This window comes from Glaciihabitans sp. INWT7 (assembly GCF_014217685.1).
Classification (GTDB): domain Bacteria; phylum Actinomycetota; class Actinomycetes; order Actinomycetales; family Microbacteriaceae; genus Lacisediminihabitans.
Window position 1 is genome coordinate 2,755,851 of sequence record NZ_CP043653.1, and the last position, 15,407, is coordinate 2,771,257.

The 15,407-nt window shown below is 67.0% G+C and carries 16 protein-coding genes and 1 tRNA gene; 9 read left to right on the top strand and 8 right to left on the bottom strand.

Annotated elements, in window-relative coordinates; translation table 11 throughout:
• Positions 1 to 33: 33 nt before the first annotated feature.
• Positions 34 to 315, bottom strand: a complete 282-nt coding sequence (locus tag F1C58_RS13245; protein ID WP_185201539.1) for a metal-sensitive transcriptional regulator — start codon at positions 313 to 315, stop codon at positions 34 to 36.
• Positions 316 to 466: 151 nt separating this feature from the next.
• On the opposite strand from F1C58_RS13245, the gene F1C58_RS13250 reads away from it, so the two are divergent.
• The 3 genes from F1C58_RS13250 to F1C58_RS13260 all read left to right on the top strand — a co-directional run bounded on the left by F1C58_RS13250 (position 467) and on the right by F1C58_RS13260 (position 3,297).
• Complete coding sequence (locus F1C58_RS13250; RefSeq protein WP_185201540.1) at positions 467 to 931, top strand: nitroreductase/quinone reductase family protein; 465 nt, start codon at positions 467 to 469, stop codon at positions 929 to 931.
• Between the two features lie 103 nt (positions 932 to 1,034).
• Positions 1,035 to 1,589, top strand: a complete 555-nt coding sequence (locus F1C58_RS13255) for a PadR family transcriptional regulator (RefSeq protein WP_185201541.1) — start codon at positions 1,035 to 1,037, stop codon at positions 1,587 to 1,589.
• A 4-nt stretch (positions 1,590 to 1,593) separates the two neighbouring features.
• Positions 1,594 to 3,297 carry an AarF/ABC1/UbiB kinase family protein gene (locus F1C58_RS13260; RefSeq protein ID WP_185201542.1) on the top strand — a complete coding sequence of 568 codons (1,704 nt, stop codon included), beginning with the start codon at positions 1,594 to 1,596 and terminating at the stop codon, positions 3,295 to 3,297.
• 54 nt (positions 3,298 to 3,351) lie between these two features.
• Here F1C58_RS13260 and F1C58_RS13265 read toward each other — a convergent pair whose 3' ends face one another.
• From F1C58_RS13265 to F1C58_RS13275, 3 genes are all read right to left on the bottom strand, one after another.
• On the bottom strand, positions 3,352 to 4,443 hold the full coding sequence (locus tag F1C58_RS13265; protein ID WP_185201543.1) for a nuclease-related domain-containing protein: 1,092 nt from the start codon (positions 4,441 to 4,443) through the stop codon (positions 3,352 to 3,354).
• A gap of 304 nt (positions 4,444 to 4,747) precedes the next feature.
• Positions 4,748 to 6,034: an SLC13 family permease gene (locus F1C58_RS13270; protein ID WP_185201544.1), complete on the bottom strand. Its 1,287-nt coding sequence runs from the start codon at positions 6,032 to 6,034 to the stop codon at positions 4,748 to 4,750.
• The gene (locus F1C58_RS13275; protein WP_185201545.1) at positions 6,031 to 6,519 is read right to left on the bottom strand and encodes a hypothetical protein; all 489 of its coding nucleotides are present in this window, start codon (positions 6,517 to 6,519) and stop codon (positions 6,031 to 6,033) included. The genes F1C58_RS13270 and F1C58_RS13275 overlap by 4 nt, the downstream gene beginning before the upstream one ends.
• 213 nt (positions 6,520 to 6,732) lie before the next feature.
• On the opposite strand from F1C58_RS13275, the gene F1C58_RS13280 reads away from it, so the two are divergent.
• Positions 6,733 to 7,662 carry a LysR family transcriptional regulator gene (locus F1C58_RS13280; RefSeq protein ID WP_185201546.1) on the top strand — a complete coding sequence of 310 codons (930 nt, stop codon included), beginning with the start codon at positions 6,733 to 6,735 and terminating at the stop codon, positions 7,660 to 7,662.
• Here the strand turns inward: F1C58_RS13280 and F1C58_RS13285 are convergent.
• Positions 7,605 to 8,465, bottom strand: a complete 861-nt coding sequence (locus F1C58_RS13285; protein ID WP_185201547.1) for an aldo/keto reductase — start codon at positions 8,463 to 8,465, stop codon at positions 7,605 to 7,607. The genes F1C58_RS13280 and F1C58_RS13285 overlap by 58 nt on opposite strands.
• A gap of 31 nt (positions 8,466 to 8,496) precedes the next feature.
• The gene (locus tag F1C58_RS13290; RefSeq protein ID WP_185201548.1) at positions 8,497 to 9,468 is read right to left on the bottom strand and encodes an aldo/keto reductase; all 972 of its coding nucleotides are present in this window, start codon (positions 9,466 to 9,468) and stop codon (positions 8,497 to 8,499) included.
• A 118-nt stretch (positions 9,469 to 9,586) separates the two neighbouring features.
• Here F1C58_RS13290 and F1C58_RS13295 point away from each other — a divergent pair, with 118 nt between their 5' ends.
• The 5 genes from F1C58_RS13295 (at position 9,587) to F1C58_RS13315 (ending at position 14,399) form a co-directional block, all read left to right on the top strand.
• Positions 9,587 to 12,040 carry a LuxR C-terminal-related transcriptional regulator gene (locus tag F1C58_RS13295; protein WP_185201549.1) on the top strand — a complete coding sequence of 818 codons (2,454 nt, stop codon included), beginning with the start codon at positions 9,587 to 9,589 and terminating at the stop codon, positions 12,038 to 12,040.
• 54 nt (positions 12,041 to 12,094) lie between these two features.
• Entirely contained in the window at positions 12,095 to 12,733 is a 639-nt protein-coding gene (locus tag F1C58_RS13300; RefSeq protein ID WP_185201550.1) for a hypothetical protein, read from the top strand.
• Positions 12,734 to 12,736: 3 nt separating this feature from the next.
• Positions 12,737 to 12,946, top strand: a complete 210-nt coding sequence (locus tag F1C58_RS13305) for a hypothetical protein (RefSeq protein WP_185201551.1) — start codon at positions 12,737 to 12,739, stop codon at positions 12,944 to 12,946.
• Positions 12,943 to 13,617 (top strand): DUF2306 domain-containing protein, encoded by a 675-nt coding sequence (locus F1C58_RS13310; RefSeq protein ID WP_185201552.1) that lies wholly within the window; start codon positions 12,943 to 12,945, stop codon positions 13,615 to 13,617. Before F1C58_RS13305 ends, F1C58_RS13310 begins: the two co-directional genes overlap by 4 nt.
• Before the next feature lie 65 nt (positions 13,618 to 13,682).
• Positions 13,683 to 14,399: a DUF4389 domain-containing protein gene (locus F1C58_RS13315; protein WP_185201553.1), complete on the top strand. Its 717-nt coding sequence runs from the start codon at positions 13,683 to 13,685 to the stop codon at positions 14,397 to 14,399.
• Between the two features lie 123 nt (positions 14,400 to 14,522).
• On the opposite strand, the gene F1C58_RS13320 is transcribed toward F1C58_RS13315, so the two are convergent.
• Both F1C58_RS13320 and F1C58_RS13325 read right to left on the bottom strand, forming a co-directional pair.
• Positions 14,523 to 14,594: transfer RNA gene (locus F1C58_RS13320), tRNA-Arg, on the bottom strand.
• A 66-nt stretch (positions 14,595 to 14,660) separates the two neighbouring features.
• A complete protein-coding gene (locus F1C58_RS13325; RefSeq protein WP_185201554.1) occupies positions 14,661 to 15,155 on the bottom strand; it encodes an HNH endonuclease in 495 nt (164 codons plus the stop codon).
• Between the last annotated feature and the right edge of the window lie 252 nt (positions 15,156 to 15,407).

The following is a 15,407-nucleotide window of genomic DNA, read 5'->3' on the forward strand; positions in this document are numbered from 1 at the left end:
ATGGTCTCTGCTCGCACAGGGGTATTTGGTCTCTCACGAGCGCACGAGTCGCGCAATAGCGGCCGAGGCTTCCTTGATCTTCTCGTCGGCGACGGGCCCGCCTTCTCGAGCGGCTTCGGCGACGCAGTGAGCGAGATGGTCGTCGAGCAGGGCGAGCGCAACGGTCTCGAGGGCCTTGGTCGCTGCCGAGACCTGGGTGAGGATGTCGATGCAGTAGCTGTCGTCCTCGACCATGCGCTGGATGCCGCGCACCTGCCCCTCGGCTCGTCGCAGCCGTTTGACGAGATCGTCCTTGTTCTGGCTGTACCCGACCATGATGCGCCCTCTCTCGATACCCCTATGGGGTATAAATCTACGTCTGCGTCGGCCCGAAGTCAAACTCTCGGAAGTCAGGCATCCGTGAGCGAAGATCTCATCGCGCATGACGCCGGGCATTCTCGCGAACGGCCCGCAGTAGGCTCCGAGCATGCCAAGCACACGGTCGATGAAACTGATGGAATCCGCTCACCGCGTCCTGCAGCGCATCACGGCAGGAAAAGCCGGCTGGAATATCGCCGGGATGCCGGTTATCGAGCTCACGACGACCGGCCGAAAGAGCGGCGAGCGCCGCACGACCATGCTCACCTCTCCGACACGGGATGGCGAGGCCTACGTGGTGGTGGCCTCCCGCGGCGGAGACGACCGCAACCCCGCCTGGTTTCTCAACCTGCGGGACGATCCCCGCGTGGAGGTCGTGATCGAGGGTCATCCGCGGGTTCAGATGCACGCGAGCATCGCCGATCCCGAGCAACGAGCCCGACTCTGGCCACTCATCACGGGAAGGTACGCCAACTACGCCGGCTACCAGAAGAAGACCGACCGGGAGATCCCCCTCGTGCTGTTGAAGCCCCTCTTGAATGCGGCTGACGGTCAGCTTCCGGATGCCGATTAACAGCTCTCGACAATGTGTCGTGACGTATCGTTGAGACGTGAGCGACTGGCATATCACTGCCGTCATTTCGGCATTGGCCACATCCGTCCAGAGAGGACACAACATGCGCACCCCATCTTCCGCCGGCTTCGACCTGTGGGAGGCCGTCGACGGCCTTCGCGAGAACTTCCCCCGCATGGCGGGATACATGAACTCCGGGCAGCCGGGGCAGACCGGCCGGATGGGCCGCGGTGACGTGCGCACCGCCATCCTCATCGCCCTAGCCAAGGAGCCGATGCACGGCTACCAGATCATCCAGTCCATCGAGGCGAGCACCAACGGTGCGTGGAAGCCGAGCGCCGGCTCCATCTACCCCACGCTCCAGCTGCTCTCCGACGAGGGACTCGTCAGCTCGGAACAGGTCGGTGAGCGCAAGGTCTACTCGCTGACCGAAGCGGGCAAGGAAGCCGCCGCCGAGTTCTCCAGCGGCCCGACGCCCTGGGAGCCGCGCCGATCGTGGAACTCAGACCGCAACACCGCCCTGCCGAAGGCCGGGGCGAAGCTCGCCCAGGCTGCCGCGCAGGTCGCGCAGAGCGGCACCGCAGAGCAGAGGGAGCGCGCCGTCGCCGCCATCGACGAGGCACGCCGCACGCTCTACTCCATCCTCGCCGAGGACTGAGGGCATGCCGCCCGATCGCGGCACCAGCACTGCATCGCAGATAGACCCCGCTTACCGCGCGCGGTATCGCCGCATCATGCGGTTCTCCGCGTCCGCACTGGCGCAGACCTGGTGGTTCGAGCTCGTTCTGCCACGATTCGGTCTGCGCCGACTCGCGGCCCGCAGCCGCACCAAGCGGGTGCAGCGCATCGCCCGTCGCTTCTACGTGCTCGCCGCCGATCTCGGCGGACTGATGATCAAGGTGGGCCAGTTCCTGTCGTCGCGCCTCGACATCCTTCCGCCCGAGATCACTAAAGAGCTCGAGGGGTTGCAGGATGAGGTTGAGCCCGAGCTGTTCGAGAGCATCCGCCGCCAGGCCGAAGGGGAACTGGGGATGCCGCTTGAGCAGGCCTACGCCTCGTTCGAGCAGATTCCCATCGCCGCGGCATCCCTCGGCCAGGCCCATCGCGCTCGTCTGACCGCGGGGATCGCCGCGGACGTCGGTTTCGAGAACGTCGTCGTGAAGGTGCAGCGACCGGGCATCGAGAAGATCGTCGAGGTCGATCTCGCGGCGCTCCGTCGGGTGGCCCGCTGGCTCTCCCACGTGAAACTGGTGTCGAACCGCGCCGACGCTCCAGCGCTGGTCGAGGAGTTCGCCGCGACGAGTCTGGAGGAGATCGACTACCTGCACGAGGCCGCGAGCGCCGAGCGCTTCGCGGAGGATTTCGCGAGCGACGCGCGCATCGGCGCACCTGTCATCGTCTGGGACCGCAGCGCCCTTCGCGTGCTCACGCTGTCGGATGTGACCGCGATCAAGATCTCGGATGTCGCGGGCCTCAGCGCTGCGGGAATCGACCCGGCGGAGGTCGCACAGGAGCTCGCGCGATCCACGTTCCAGCAGATCTTCGTCGCCGGGTTCTTCCACGCGGATCCGCATCCGGGCAACATCTTCATCACGCCGGGAAGGCCCGGAACCGACGAGGACTGGCGCCTCACCTACGTGGACTTCGGGATGATGGGCGAGATCTCCGACTCGCTTCGGAGCGGCCTTCGAGACTTCATCCTCGCCGCGGTCGGCCGGGACGGTCGCGCCCTTGTCGCCTCCCTCGAACGCCTCGGGGTGCTGCTCAAGACGGCGGACACCAACGAACTCGAGCGGGCCATGACCGCCCTGTTCGACCGCTTCGGCGGCATGGGTGTCGCCGAGTTGCAGACCGTCGACCCGCGTGAGCTGGAGAAGTTCGCGAGGGGATTCGGCGAGACGATCCGTGCCCTGCCATTCCAGCTGCCGGAGAACTTCCTGCTGCTGGTGCGGAGCATCTCCCTCATCTCGGGGGTGACGAGCGCCCTCAATAAAGACTTCAACATGTGGGATGCGGTCGACCCCTTCGCCCGCACCGTGCTGAGTTCGACCAGTGGCAACGCGCTCCGCGGCATCGGCCAGCAGGCGGTGACCTACGCGAACACCCTCGCTCGGCTTCCGCGGCGCCTCGATGAACTCGCCACCCGCCTCGACCGGGGACAGGTCGCCGTGCGTGCCCCGGAGGTCGACCGCCGCCTGCGGTCGATCGAGCGCTCCGTGAGTCGCCTCGCCTCCGCGCTCGTCTTCGCGACGCTGCTCATCGCCGGGGTGCTGCAGCGCCCGACGGATGAGACGCTCGGCTGGGTGCTGATGGCCGCGTCCACGCTTCCGTTGCTGCACGTGTTGGTGACCGCCCGGCGACGCTGACGATCCGCCCATCGCGCTCGTGGGTGATGGCGACTGGCGCGACCCTGACGGGAGTCAGCGCCGTGCGAGCCGCAGCATCCAGCCGAGCGTTCGGATGATCCCGACGCCGACCGTCGCCACGAGTAACAGTTGGAGCAGGGGCTTGAATCCGAGATAGATGGACGGAATCAGGCAGCCGAGCGGCGTCGTGCACGGTTGATTCGCGAGGTCACGGATCACGAAGATCACCACGACCACGACGGCGATGGACATCCACAGCCTGATCAGGTCGACGGCGGTTCGGCCAGTGGGCCGAGGGCGAGCGGCCGTGCGTCGGCGCGGTGCAGACCGTACGCGTGTGGTCGGGCGCGAAGCCGGGCGGGCTGCCGCGGCTCGGGTGCGCGCCTGCTCGCTCACCGGAGGAGCGGGCGTGCCCACCTGGTCGACGAGTCGCTCGAAGCGCTGCATCACCCGCAGCGTGTCGGCGGCACGGGGGTCACGGTGCCAGGTGGCGGGTTCCTCGGCGGCCAGCTTGATCAGCTCGAGCTGGTTTGCGCTGAGCCGCTGGGGCTGGTCGACGAGCCAGGAGGCCAGCCGCTTCGCGTCGATGACCGCGACGGGGCGGTCGGTCGACTCGCGCTTGTCGGTGATGCTCCGCGCATGGAGAATCGCGACAACGGATCTCACGGGCACAGGGAATTCGACCCTCCCGGTCAGTCGCCGCTTCACATCCTGGCCGTCGGCGAGCGCCTGACGCAGATGATTCGTGTTCGCGTAGTTGATGCGCAGCACGACGTCACCCACCCATACGGAGGCACCGGCGTGATGTTTGGTGTTGATGGCGAAGACTCCGCCAGGGCCGACGACCAGATGGTCGACGTCTTTCGTGCCCGCTCCGATGGGAACCGCGTGTCGCACGAACCAGTCCGGTCCGAGACTCGCGAGCAGTGCGCCGACCTCGATCTCCGCGAGTGCGCCCGTGTACCAGGACCAGGCCTCGTCGGCGAGGGTGAGGCGATCCGTCGTTCGCAGCGAGGGATCGAGCGCCTCGGCATCAGCCTGCACCTGAAGGCACTTCTCGGCGACCGCGTATCCGGCCGCTCGAGATGACAGTGCCTGGATGCCCGCGAAGTCCGTTCGCGCACCCTCCTCCTGAGACAAACTCATCCGTACCCCCGAAGACTCACGCTAGCGGCACCGGGAACGCTTCGTTCACCCCCATTTCGGGATCGGGGGCGCCGCTCTCTTCGGCCGTATTGGCAGCCGTGTCTTCCGATCGGAGCTGTGCCGCTCGAGAGCCAGTATCACCGTCACGATCTCGGAGTCCGGTGATCTCGCCACATCCCGCGCGCCGGTGATCGCCCGGAGGCGTGCCCCGACGGGTTCGCCGCGGCCTCACCGGTCGGGGAGGCGGCTCCCCGGTGTCATTCCGAGGCGATGCGGGCACCAGAGCCGGAGGTGCCGCCCTCGCTCAGGCGAAGTACCTCAACCAGAGGTATGGCAGGCAGAGCGTGACCGTGACGGCGGTCACGATGAGCCCGTACTTGGTGAATGTCCAGAAAGAGATGGGATGACCGTTGCGCATCGCGATGCCGAGCACGACCACGTTGGCACTGGCTCCCACCGCGGTGGCGTTGCCGCCGAGGTCTGCGCCGAGCGTCAGCGCCCACCAGAGCGGTTGGGCGGGCTGGCCACCGGCCTGCACCAGGTCGTTGACGAGCGGCGCGAGAGTGGCGACATAGGGGATGTTGTCCACGATGCCCGAGAACACGGCGGAGCCGAACAGGAGCCCGGCCGTCGCACCGAGGTAGTTGGTGCCCACGGCCTCGATCGCCGCCTGGCCGACGGCTTCGATCACTCCGAGGCTCACCAGCCCGCCCACCATGATGAAGAGACCGGCGAAGAAGAGCAGTGTCTGCCACTCGACATCCGCGAAGATCTTGCGGGTCTCGAGCCGGGTGATGAGCACGAGAAGCCCGGCCCCCAGCAGTGCGACGATCGCCGGCTCGAGGTTGACGAGCGAGTGAAGGATGAAGCCGGCGATCACCAGCGCCAACACGCTCAGCGACTTGACGAGCAGCGGCACATCACGGATCGCCTCCCGCTCATTGAGCGCCATCACCCGCGTGACCCGAGCCGGATCGAAGCTGAGCTGCTTGCGGAACATGAGCCAGCAGAGGCCGATGAAGACCACGAGCAGGATGACGATGATCGGCGCGACGTTCACGATGAAGTCGTTGAAGCTGAGGCCGCCCCGACTGGCGATGATGATGTTGGGCGGATCGCCGATCAGCGTCGCCGCCCCTCCGATGTTGCTGGACATGACCTCGGCGATGAGGAAGGGAATCGGCGAGATGTTGAGTCGGTCGCAGATCAGGAGGGTGACGGGGGCGATGAGCAGAACCGTCGTCACATTGTCGAGGAACGCGGAGAGCACGGCGGTGATCAGCACCAGCATGACCATGATGACGAAGGGTCGGCCCTTCGCCCGTTTCGCCGCCCAGATCGCGAGGAACTCGAACAGACCCGATTGCTGCAGGATGCCGACGATGATCATCATGCCCAGCAGCAGGAAGATGACGTTCCAGTCGATTCCGCTCTCCTGGGAGAAGAAGATCCCCTTCTTATCGGTCGCGCCGATGATCACCATGAGACCGGCGCCGACGAGGGCGACGGTGACGCGTGGCACCTTCTCGGTCGCGATGAGGATGTAGGCGCCGACGAAGACCGCAAGCGCCAGGATGACCTGGATACTCATGCGTCGTCGTGCGAAGTGTCGGACGGTGCACAGAACGTGAGGATGGAATCCATCAGCGCCGTGAGCGTGACGAACTGGGCGTCGGACCCGCTCGATCCCTTGATGAGGGCGATCTGGGCCCGGGCGTTCGCCATGCGCGCCGCCACCTCGAGGATCGTGTCATCCGCATCCACTCGCAGCAGTTCGTAGATGTGAACCCGGTCATCGTCGATCAGCTGCCCGATGGTGTTCTGGCCCGCCTTCGCCCAGACCTCCTCGGCCGCCTGTTCGTCGAGCACTCCGGCGAGCGCCATGTCGTCGACCACATAGCTGGGCACCAGGAGGCCCAACACGTCGACCGCGGAGACCACGGCCGAGGGCACACCGGCCGAATCGGCGATCACCAGACCGACGAGGTCGTCGGCGGCGATGGCACGCGCGGCCTCCAACGCGGTGGTTTCCCGCGCGACCATCGGAAGGCTGACTTGAAGATCGGATGCGCGCATGGGGTCCCCTCAGAAGTTGGCAGCAGTCCTGCTGCGCCGACCAGACTTCCCGGCTCACCTCAGTCGAGCGTAGCGGGGGTTCGCACTTTTCGTGAGGTGGGTCGCTGGGGGTGACCGGGCGCCGGCGGCCGCGCGCCCCGCGTTGGTTGGACCGGGCGCCAGAGAAGACCGCCGACTTCTGGCCGGATATCCATTCATTGCTAAAGTCACTGAATGGAATTGCGTCAACTCGAACACTTCGTCACCGTCGCCGATGAGAGGCACTTCACCCGGGCGGCCGAGCTGCTTCAGATCTCGCAGTCGGGTCTCTCCGCGTCCATCAGGGCCCTCGAAACCGAGCTCGGCATCTCGCTGTTCGTCCGCAGCACGCGCCGCGTCGAACTCACCGCCGCCGGGCAGGCGCTGCTCGCCGACTCCATCCGCACTCTCGCGAGCGCCGCCGCCGCGCAGAACGCGGTCGCAGCGGTGCGCGGCCTCGTGCGCGGGCGCCTCACCGTCGGCGCGGAGCCGTGCATCGGTGCGATCGACCTCCCCGCGGAACTCGGGCGATTCCGGCTCGCGAACCCCGGCGTCGAGGTGCGGCTGCGCTACGAGGGATCCGTCGATCAGCTCGAGAGCGTCGCGAGCGGGCTCCGGGACGTGGCCCTGGTCGTGGTGACCGGTCTCGCCCCGCAGGGGGTGCGACTGCGTCCGGTGAGCTCACAGAAGCTCGTGGTGCTGTGCCACCCGGAGCATCAGTTCGCCTCACGGAGCGTGGTCGACATCGAGTCGCTGCACGACCAGCCGATGATCGGCTTCCAGCCCGGGTGGGGCGCCCACGTGCTGGCGCGCCGGGCGTTCGCGGCGGCGGGATACGACTACCGCACCGCGATGGAGGTCAATGACGTGCATCCGCTGCTCGACCTCGTGGGCTATAACCTCGGGGTCGCGATCGTGCCGGCGAGCTTCGCCGCGAAGCGTCCGGGCACCCTCTGCGCCGTGCCGCTGCCCGAGAACGTGCCGCACTGGACGGTCGCCGTCGCGATGGCGGACGAACCGAGTCCGGCCGCCACCGCATTCCTCGACCAGTTGTTCGAGGAGAGCCCTCAGGCTCCGTCGAGCATCGAGAGCTCGTCGGCGGTCAGGGTGACCTCGGCCGCCTGAACCGAGTTGGTGATGCTCTCCGGTCGAGACGCGCCGGGGATCGGGATCACCCGAGGCGACTTCGCCAACTCCCAGGCGAGACACACGACCTGCGGGGTGACGCCGCGGTCGGCCGCCACCTTTCCGAACGCCGCGAACCTGTCGCCGAGCGATGCGGCGGAGGTGATGCCTCCGAGCGGGCTCCACGGCAGAAATGCGATGCCGAGCTCAGCGCACAGTTCGAGTTCCGGCTCGCTGCTGCGGAAGGCCGGCGAGAACTGGTTCTGCACCGACACGAGTCGGCCGCCGAGCACCTCGTTGGCCAGTCGGATCTGCTCCGGGTTGGCGTTGGAGATCCCCGCCTGTCGAATGGTGCCGGCATCGAGCAGATCGCGGATCGCTCCGACGGAGTCTTCGTAGGGAACCTCGGAGTCGGGCCGATGAAACTGGTAGAGGCCGATCGCGTCGCCGCCCAAGCGCTTCAGCGATGCCTCAGCCGCCTGCTTCAGGTATTCGGGTCGGCCGTTCTGGGTCCAGGAGCCGTCACCCGGGCGCAGGTGTCCGCCCTTGGTGGCGACGAGCACGGCCGACGTGTCCCCACCCCAGGAGGCGATCGCCTTTGCGATGAGGGACTCGTTGTGGCCGACATCCGTCGCGGTCAGATGGTAGGCGTCCGCCGTGTCGAAGAGGGTCACGCCCAGGTCGAGTGCCGCGTGGATGGTTGCGATGGAGCGGGCCTCGTCGGGCCGCCCTTCGATGGACATGGGCATGCCGCCGAGGCCGATCTCGCTGACCTGCACATCGCCGATGGTTCGTGTCTTCATGTTCTCGGGTCTCTCTCTTCTGCTGAACGGGTTACCAGGCGTAGTCTTCGGGCGCAGTCTTGCGACCGGGGAAGATCTCGTCGAGACGTGCGAGGGCGGCAGCGTCGAGCGTGACGTCGAGCGCGCGCACCGCGGCATCCAGCTGGTCCATGGTTCGCGGTCCGACGATGGGCGCGGTCACCGCGGGCTGGTGGAGCAACCAGGCCAGGCCGACATCGCCCGGCTCATGGCCGAGCTCCTCGGCGAAGTCCTCATAACGCTCGATGGCGTCGCGATGAGTCTCGAGCATCTCGGCGGCGCGCCCCTCCAGGCGACGTTTGCCGCCGCGCTCCTTGCGCACCACTCCGCCGAGGAGTCCCCCGTGCAGCGGCGACCACGGGATGATCCCGAGGCCGTTGCCCTGGGCGGAGGGGATCACCTCGAGCTCGATGTCGCGCGTGAGCAGGTTGTAGATGGACTGTTCGCTCACCAGCCCGGTGAAGTTGCGTCGACGGGCCTCGGCCTGGGCCGTGGCGATGTGCCATCCCGCGAAGTTGCTGCTGCCGGCGTACAGGATCTTGCCTTGCGCGACGGCCGTCTCCATCGCCTGCCAGATCTCGTCCCAGGGGGTGTCCCGATCGACATGGTGGAACTGGTAGAGATCGATGTAGTCGGTCTTCAGTCGCGACAGGCTCGCGTCGAGAGCACGACGGATGTTCAGCGCCGAGAGCTTGCCCTCGTTCGGCCGCTGCGTCATGTCGCCGTAGAGCTTTGTGGCGAGCACGGTGTGCTCGCGCCGACCGTTGCCCTGCTCGAACCAGTTGCCGAGGATCGTCTCGGTCGTACCGCGGCCGAGTTCGCCGCCGTACACGTTCGCCGTGTCGAAGAAGTTGATGCCGTAGTCCTGCGCCGAGTCCATGATGGCGAAGGAGTCGGACTCCGTCGTCTGCGGCCCGAAGTTCATGGTTCCGAGGCAGAGGCGGGAGACGGTGAGGCCCGAGCGGCCGAGATGCGTGTATTCCATAGATCTACCGTGCTCTCCACCCGCCCATCTGTCCAATAGGAAACGCGGATGCTACTGAGCAGTCGGGGTTCTCAATGAAGGGATCTCGGCGGTGAGCCCGCGGCCCTAACATGAGCACATGCCGATGCCGGTCCTGGCGACAAAGCTCTTCGTGCCCCTGGCGCGGGCGCAGGCCGTCGCCCGCCCGCGACTCGTCGACCGGCTGGATGCGGGCATCCGGTCTGGCGCAAAACTCACCCTGATCTCCGCCCCGGCCGGATTCGGCAAGACGACCGTTCTCGGTGATTGGGTGTCGCGGATCGGCCAGTCGGAGGCCGGAACGCGGGTCGCCTGGCTATCGATCGAGTCCGGCGACAACGACCCGGTGCGGTTCTTCGGCTACCTCGTTGCCGCGCTGCAGTATGCCGATGCCGCCATCGGCGCGGCGATCCCAGCGGGCGAACAGCCGAACGAAGCGACCTTGACCGCCCTCGTCAACGACCTCGCCGCCAGCACCCACGAGATCCTTCTGGTGCTGGACGACTTCCACCTCATCGAAGACCGCGCGGTGCGCGACGCCATGGTCTTCTTGCTCGACCATCTGCCGCCGACCTCGCACCTGGTGATCGCGAGCCGCTCCGATCCCCTGCTGCCCATTGCGCGCCTGCGGGCGCGGGGCGAGCTCACGGAAGTGCGCGCCGCCGACCTGCGCTTCACGGCCGACGAGGCCGCCGCATTCCTCAATCGGTCCATGGGCCTGGCGCTCTCCCCCGGCGATGTCGCCGCTCTCGAAGCCCGCACGGAAGGATGGATCGCCGGGCTCCAGCTGGCCGCCCTGAGCATGCGGGACCGCACCGACACATCCGCCTTCATCGCTGCATTCGCCGGCAGCAACCGTTTCGTCATCGACTATCTCATCGAGGAGGTACTGGAGCAGGCGCCCCTCGACGTGCGCCGGTTTCTCTGCGACACCGCCATTCTCGAGAGGTTCACCGCGCCACTCTGCGAGGCGGTGAGCGGCCAGAGCGGGGGCGAGGAGATGCTCGAATCGCTCGAACGGGCGAACCTCTTCGTCGTCGAACTCGATGATCGCCGCGAATGGTTCCGCTACCACCACCTCTTCGCGGACGTGCTGCGGGCGCGTCTTCTCTCCGGTGGCCCCGCGCATGTTGCCGCTCTGCACAGCCGCGCCAGCGGATGGTTCGAGGCCAACAACCTGCCGGAGGAGGGCGTTTCCCACGCGCTGGCGGCCTCCGATTTCTCCCGCGCCGCGCGTCTGATCGAGGCCACGATTCCGAGTGTGCGGAAGTCCCGGCAAGACGCGACGCTGCTCGGATGGCTCGCCCTCCTCCCCGACGATACGATCGGTCGTCGGCCCGTGCTCGGGGTGTTCTCCGCTTGGTTCTCGCTGGTCTCCGGCGACGTCGCCGCTGTCGAGGCGAAACTGGCCCGCGCGGAGAACTCCCTCGAAGCCGGGCACGACTCGGAGCCCGGCCAGGAACTCGACACGCTCCCCGTCACGATCGGCCTGTATCGGGCATCCGTCGCGCTCGCCACCGGTGACTTGGCCGGCATCACCCGGCACGCCGCCCGGGCCCTCGCCCTCACCAGCACCTCCGATCACCTCGGGCGGGGTGCGGCCGCCGGGCTCCTCGGCCTGGGTGAGTGGGCCAGCGGCGATCTCGAGGCCGGCGTGAAGGCATTCGGCGACGCATCACGCAGCCTGCGTCTCGCCGGCAACCTGACCGATGCCCTGAGCACGACGATGGTGCTCGCCGACATGCTCATCCCCCTCGGCCGCCTCGCGGAGTCGCGGCGCGCGTACGAGGCGGCGTTGCGAGAGTCGACGACCACGCTGGCCGGTGGCCCACCCACCGCAGATCTCCACGGAGGCTTCGCCGAAGTGCTGGTCGAGCTCGGTGCCCTCGAGGCTGCCGAAGAGCACCTGGCCGCAGGTGCCGCCCTGGGCGACGCGGCGTTTTCGAATGAACACCATCACCGATGGTTCGTATCGAAAGCACTCCTCGCACAGTCCCGGGGTGAGCTCGACGCCGCTCTCGAACTGCTCGAGTCGGCTGAGCGGCACTATCGTCGGGGTTTCTTCGCCGAGGCCCGATCGATCGCGGCCATGAGGGCGCGCATCCTGATTATGCAGGGGCACCTGCCCGAGGCGCAGGCGTGGGCGGATTCTCTCGGCCTGGCCCCGCAGGATGCGCTCAGCTACCTGACCGAGTATTCCCACATCACCTTGGCGCGGCTGCTGATCGCGCAGGGCGACCCCCGCGCGGCCGCGCTGCTCGAACGGCTGCTCGTCGCCGCCGAGGGCGCTGGTCGGGCCGGGGTCGTGAGCGAACTGCGCGCGCTGTCCGGACGCACGGCTGGCGAGGCGAGCGGTGCCAGGCAGGGGCTGAGCAACCGCGAGCTGCAGGTGCTGCGACTGCTCGCCACCGAACTCACCGGCCCCGAGATCGCGCGCGAACTCTACGTCTCGGTGAACACTCTCCGCACCCACACCCGGCACATCTTCGAGAAGCTCGACGTGAACGGTCGCACCGCCGCCGTGCGGCGGGGGCGCGAACTCGGCGTTCTCTGACTATCACCAGATGTGGTGATGCCGGGTCACCAGGTGCGTTCGTAGGTTGCCCCTATGAACATCACCTCAGCCACCTTGACTCGCGCCGCCGCCGTGGCCGCCGCTCTTGCCGGAACCGCCTACATCGTCATCCAGTTCATCCACCCCCTGGATGTCATCGAATCTCTCTCCACCCAGCGCTGGGTGACCGTGCACATCCTCAGCTTCGCGGAGGCGGTTCTCGCACTGATCGGCTTCGCCGGAATCTACCTGCGCCAACTTCGCCAACTGGGACTGCTCGGGCTCATTTCCTACGCGATGCTCGCACTGTTCTTCGTGCTACAGGCGGCCTTCAACTTCGCCGAGGCCCTCATCGCCCCGCTCATCGCCATCGATGCCCCTCGGCTGGCTGTCGACATCGTCGGGCTGTTCGGCCGCTATCCGGCGGTCAATGACCTCGGGATCCTCGCCGGTGTGCCGCTGGTCGGCAGCATCCTCTACGTCGGCGGTGCGCTGCTGTTCGGTATCGCGATCATCCGCGCGCGGGTGCTGTCTCGCGGTGCGGGAATCCTGCTGATCGCTGCGGCCGCCATCACGCCCGTCGCGGGCGCGCTGCTGCCGCACACCCTGGAACGCATGGCCGCGCTGCCCATGGGCGCAGCGATCGTCTGGCTGGGGTGGTCTCTCTGGTCGAACCGGATGCCAGCGGCCTGAGCCATGTACGAGATACGCCTGCAGGGGCAGCTCGACCAACGGTGGCGTGACTGGTTCGAGGGGTTCACGCTCGCCATCGAGAGCGACGGAACAACAACCCTCACCGGCCCGGTCACCGACCAGGCCGCCCTGCACGGACTGCTCAGACGAATCGGTGATCTCGGCGTGACGCTGATTTCCCTCAACGAGCTGCACAAGGAGCACAAGAAATGACCACCTCCATCGCCAGACCGACCGCCGGAGGAATCACGGGCACGCGCCGCCAGTGGCTGGTGCCCGCCGGGCTGATCCTGCTCACCCTCATCCCGATCCTCGCCGGCGAAGTGCGACTGCACGAGATCGCCAGCGGCGCCGTCGAAACCGCGAAGAACGCGCGGTTTCTCGAATCGCCGATCCCGGTCGTGACCCACATCGTGAGCGTCACGATCTTCAGCATCCTCGGTGCGTTCCAGTTCGTCTCCGCGCTGCGGCGCCGTCGGAGCTGGCACCGCATCGCCGGTCGCATCCTGATCCCGGCCGGCCTGCTCACCGCGCTGTCGGGCATGTGGATGGCTGCCTTCTACCCGCACCCCGCCGGCGAGGGCCTCTCCCTCTCCATCATTCGCCTGGCTTTCGGGGCAGCGATGGTGGCGAGCATCGCTTTCGGCATACGCGCGATCGTGAAGCGTGACTTCCCCTCCCACGGGGAGTGGATGACCCGCGCCTACGCCATCGCTGTTGCCGCCGGCACCCAGGCGATCGTCCTCATCCCCGAGACGATCGTCTTCGGGCCCGGCAACGAGTTGCCTCGGACGACGTTCATGGCGGCCGCCTGGGTAATCAACCTCACGATCGCCGAGCTGGTCGTCCGTCGGCGTCGCGGTATCCCCGCGGCGACCCGCTGAGGACCGCGGCCTGCCTGGACATCGACCACAGCATAGTTCTCAGCCGCAACCGAAGGAGCAGAACCATGTCTTATCCGCTACGACTCGAAGCAACTCTCGACCCGCACCTGTCCCGCTGGCTGTGGATCGTCAAGATGTTCCTGGCCATCCCGCACTACGTGATCCTCGTCGTGCTCAATACGGCATTCGTGATCACCAGCCTGGTCGCGGGGATCGCGATTCTCGCGACCGGGCGCTATCCGCGTGCCCTGTTCGACTTCAACGTGGGAGTGCTGCGTTGGAACTGGCGCGTCGGCTTCTCCGTCTACGCGGCGCTCGGCACCGACGCCTATCCGCCATTCACCCTCGCCGCCACCGACTACCCCGCCACCCTCGAAGTCGACTACCCCGAGCGGCTGTCCCGGCCCCGCGTGCTCATCGCATGGCTGCTCGCCATTCCGCACCTCATTGTGGTGGGCTCGTTCGTCGGCATCATCATGCTCTACCCGTGGGATGCCTCCGCGAGCTGGCAGGGCGGGCATCCGGTCGGCGGGTACTCGGTGCTCAATCTGCTCGTCGTGATCGCGGGCGTCATTCTTCTCATCACGGGACGCTACCCGACCTCGCTCTTCGAGTTCCTGGTGGGATTCAGCCGCTGGACGTACCGCGTCGTCGCTTTCGTCGGGCTGATGACGGAGGTGTATCCGCCCTTCCGGCTGGATGCGGGCGGCCAGGAACCCGACCGAGAGTCGCGCTCCCCCGCCAGCCCACTGCACGAGAGCTCTGCGGTTACGGTGCGCTGAGCTGCCGTCACACACCATTGGCGCAGCGCGGTCGCTTCGACGGAAGGCAGCGCGTTGCCGCTCAGGGGTGGGCGCAACCATCTTCGACAGCTCGCAGGGGCTGTGATCGAGGCGTTTGCGAGGTGCCCCTGGAGGGACTCGAACCCCCAACCGTTTCCTTAGGACGGAACTGCTCTTCCATTGAGCTACAGAGGCTGGCGTGACGAGTTTAGCCGGAGCGGGTCTCGATACGGCCGCGGACGGCCTACTCGGCCAGCCAAGCTATGCCGCGGGCAGGAACTCTTCCCACTCGGCCTCTGCGCGCTCGACCCCGCGCACCAGCCAGGCCGTGCCGTGGGGCGGCTTCGGGCGCACGCGCAGGGTCCAGTTCATCTCGGCCGGCGTGCGGTCGCCCTTCACGTTGTTGCACTTGAGGCAGCACGCCACGAGGTTCTCCCAGCTGTCGGCACCCCCACGCGAGCGCGGCAGAACGTGGTCGATCGTGTTGGCAGCTCCCCCGCAGTATCCGCAGCGCTGCCCGTCGCGGCGCAGCACACCGCGGCGCGACACCGGAATCAGCCGACTGTTCGGGATGCGCACGTAGCGTGTCAACAAGATGACAGACGGGCGATCGTAAGAACCGGATGCCGCCCAGACCGGATGCCCGGCATCCGCCGCGACGATCGTGGCCTTCTGGTTCATCACGAGCACGAGCGCTCGTTTGAACGACACCACGGCGAGGGGCTCGAAGCCCGCATTGAGGACCAGCGTGCGCATTGTCATCCTTTCGAAAATGCCTGGACGGCTTCCAGGCAGATCGATGCACCTTGTGTTCTGAGCGTCGTGGTCGAACGCGGTCAGCAGGCGGTTTCGGGCAAACAAAAAGGCACTGTCAGTGAGACAGTGCCTGATGATTACCCGCGTGGAAGCCCACCCGTTGCTGACAGTAGTGCCGTATGAAAAAGTACGCGCGCGCATCCACGGATTGGATGGCTCGTGACTGTGACATCGGGCTCTTTTCGAAAACGA

Coding starts and splice junctions, on each gene's coding strand:
- F1C58_RS13245 (WP_185201539.1), bottom strand. CDS start 315: ATGGTCGGGTACAGCCAGAACAAGGACGATCTCGTCAAACGGCTGCGA.
- F1C58_RS13250 (WP_185201540.1), top strand. CDS start 467: ATGCCAAGCACACGGTCGATGAAACTGATGGAATCCGCTCACCGCGTC.
- F1C58_RS13255 (WP_185201541.1), top strand. CDS start 1,035: ATGCGCACCCCATCTTCCGCCGGCTTCGACCTGTGGGAGGCCGTCGAC.
- F1C58_RS13260 (WP_185201542.1), top strand. CDS start 1,594: ATGCCGCCCGATCGCGGCACCAGCACTGCATCGCAGATAGACCCCGCT.
- F1C58_RS13265 (WP_185201543.1), bottom strand. CDS start 4,443: ATGAGTTTGTCTCAGGAGGAGGGTGCGCGAACGGACTTCGCGGGCATC.
- F1C58_RS13270 (WP_185201544.1), bottom strand. CDS start 6,034: ATGAGTATCCAGGTCATCCTGGCGCTTGCGGTCTTCGTCGGCGCCTAC.
- F1C58_RS13275 (WP_185201545.1), bottom strand. CDS start 6,519: ATGCGCGCATCCGATCTTCAAGTCAGCCTTCCGATGGTCGCGCGGGAA.
- F1C58_RS13280 (WP_185201546.1), top strand. CDS start 6,733: ATGGAATTGCGTCAACTCGAACACTTCGTCACCGTCGCCGATGAGAGG.
- F1C58_RS13285 (WP_185201547.1), bottom strand. CDS start 8,465: ATGAAGACACGAACCATCGGCGATGTGCAGGTCAGCGAGATCGGCCTC.
- F1C58_RS13290 (WP_185201548.1), bottom strand. CDS start 9,468: ATGGAATACACGCATCTCGGCCGCTCGGGCCTCACCGTCTCCCGCCTC.
- F1C58_RS13295 (WP_185201549.1), top strand. CDS start 9,587: ATGCCGATGCCGGTCCTGGCGACAAAGCTCTTCGTGCCCCTGGCGCGG.
- F1C58_RS13300 (WP_185201550.1), top strand. CDS start 12,095: ATGAACATCACCTCAGCCACCTTGACTCGCGCCGCCGCCGTGGCCGCC.
- F1C58_RS13305 (WP_185201551.1), top strand. CDS start 12,737: ATGTACGAGATACGCCTGCAGGGGCAGCTCGACCAACGGTGGCGTGAC.
- F1C58_RS13310 (WP_185201552.1), top strand. CDS start 12,943: ATGACCACCTCCATCGCCAGACCGACCGCCGGAGGAATCACGGGCACG.
- F1C58_RS13315 (WP_185201553.1), top strand. CDS start 13,683: ATGTCTTATCCGCTACGACTCGAAGCAACTCTCGACCCGCACCTGTCC.
- F1C58_RS13325 (WP_185201554.1), bottom strand. CDS start 15,155: ATGCGCACGCTGGTCCTCAATGCGGGCTTCGAGCCCCTCGCCGTGGTG.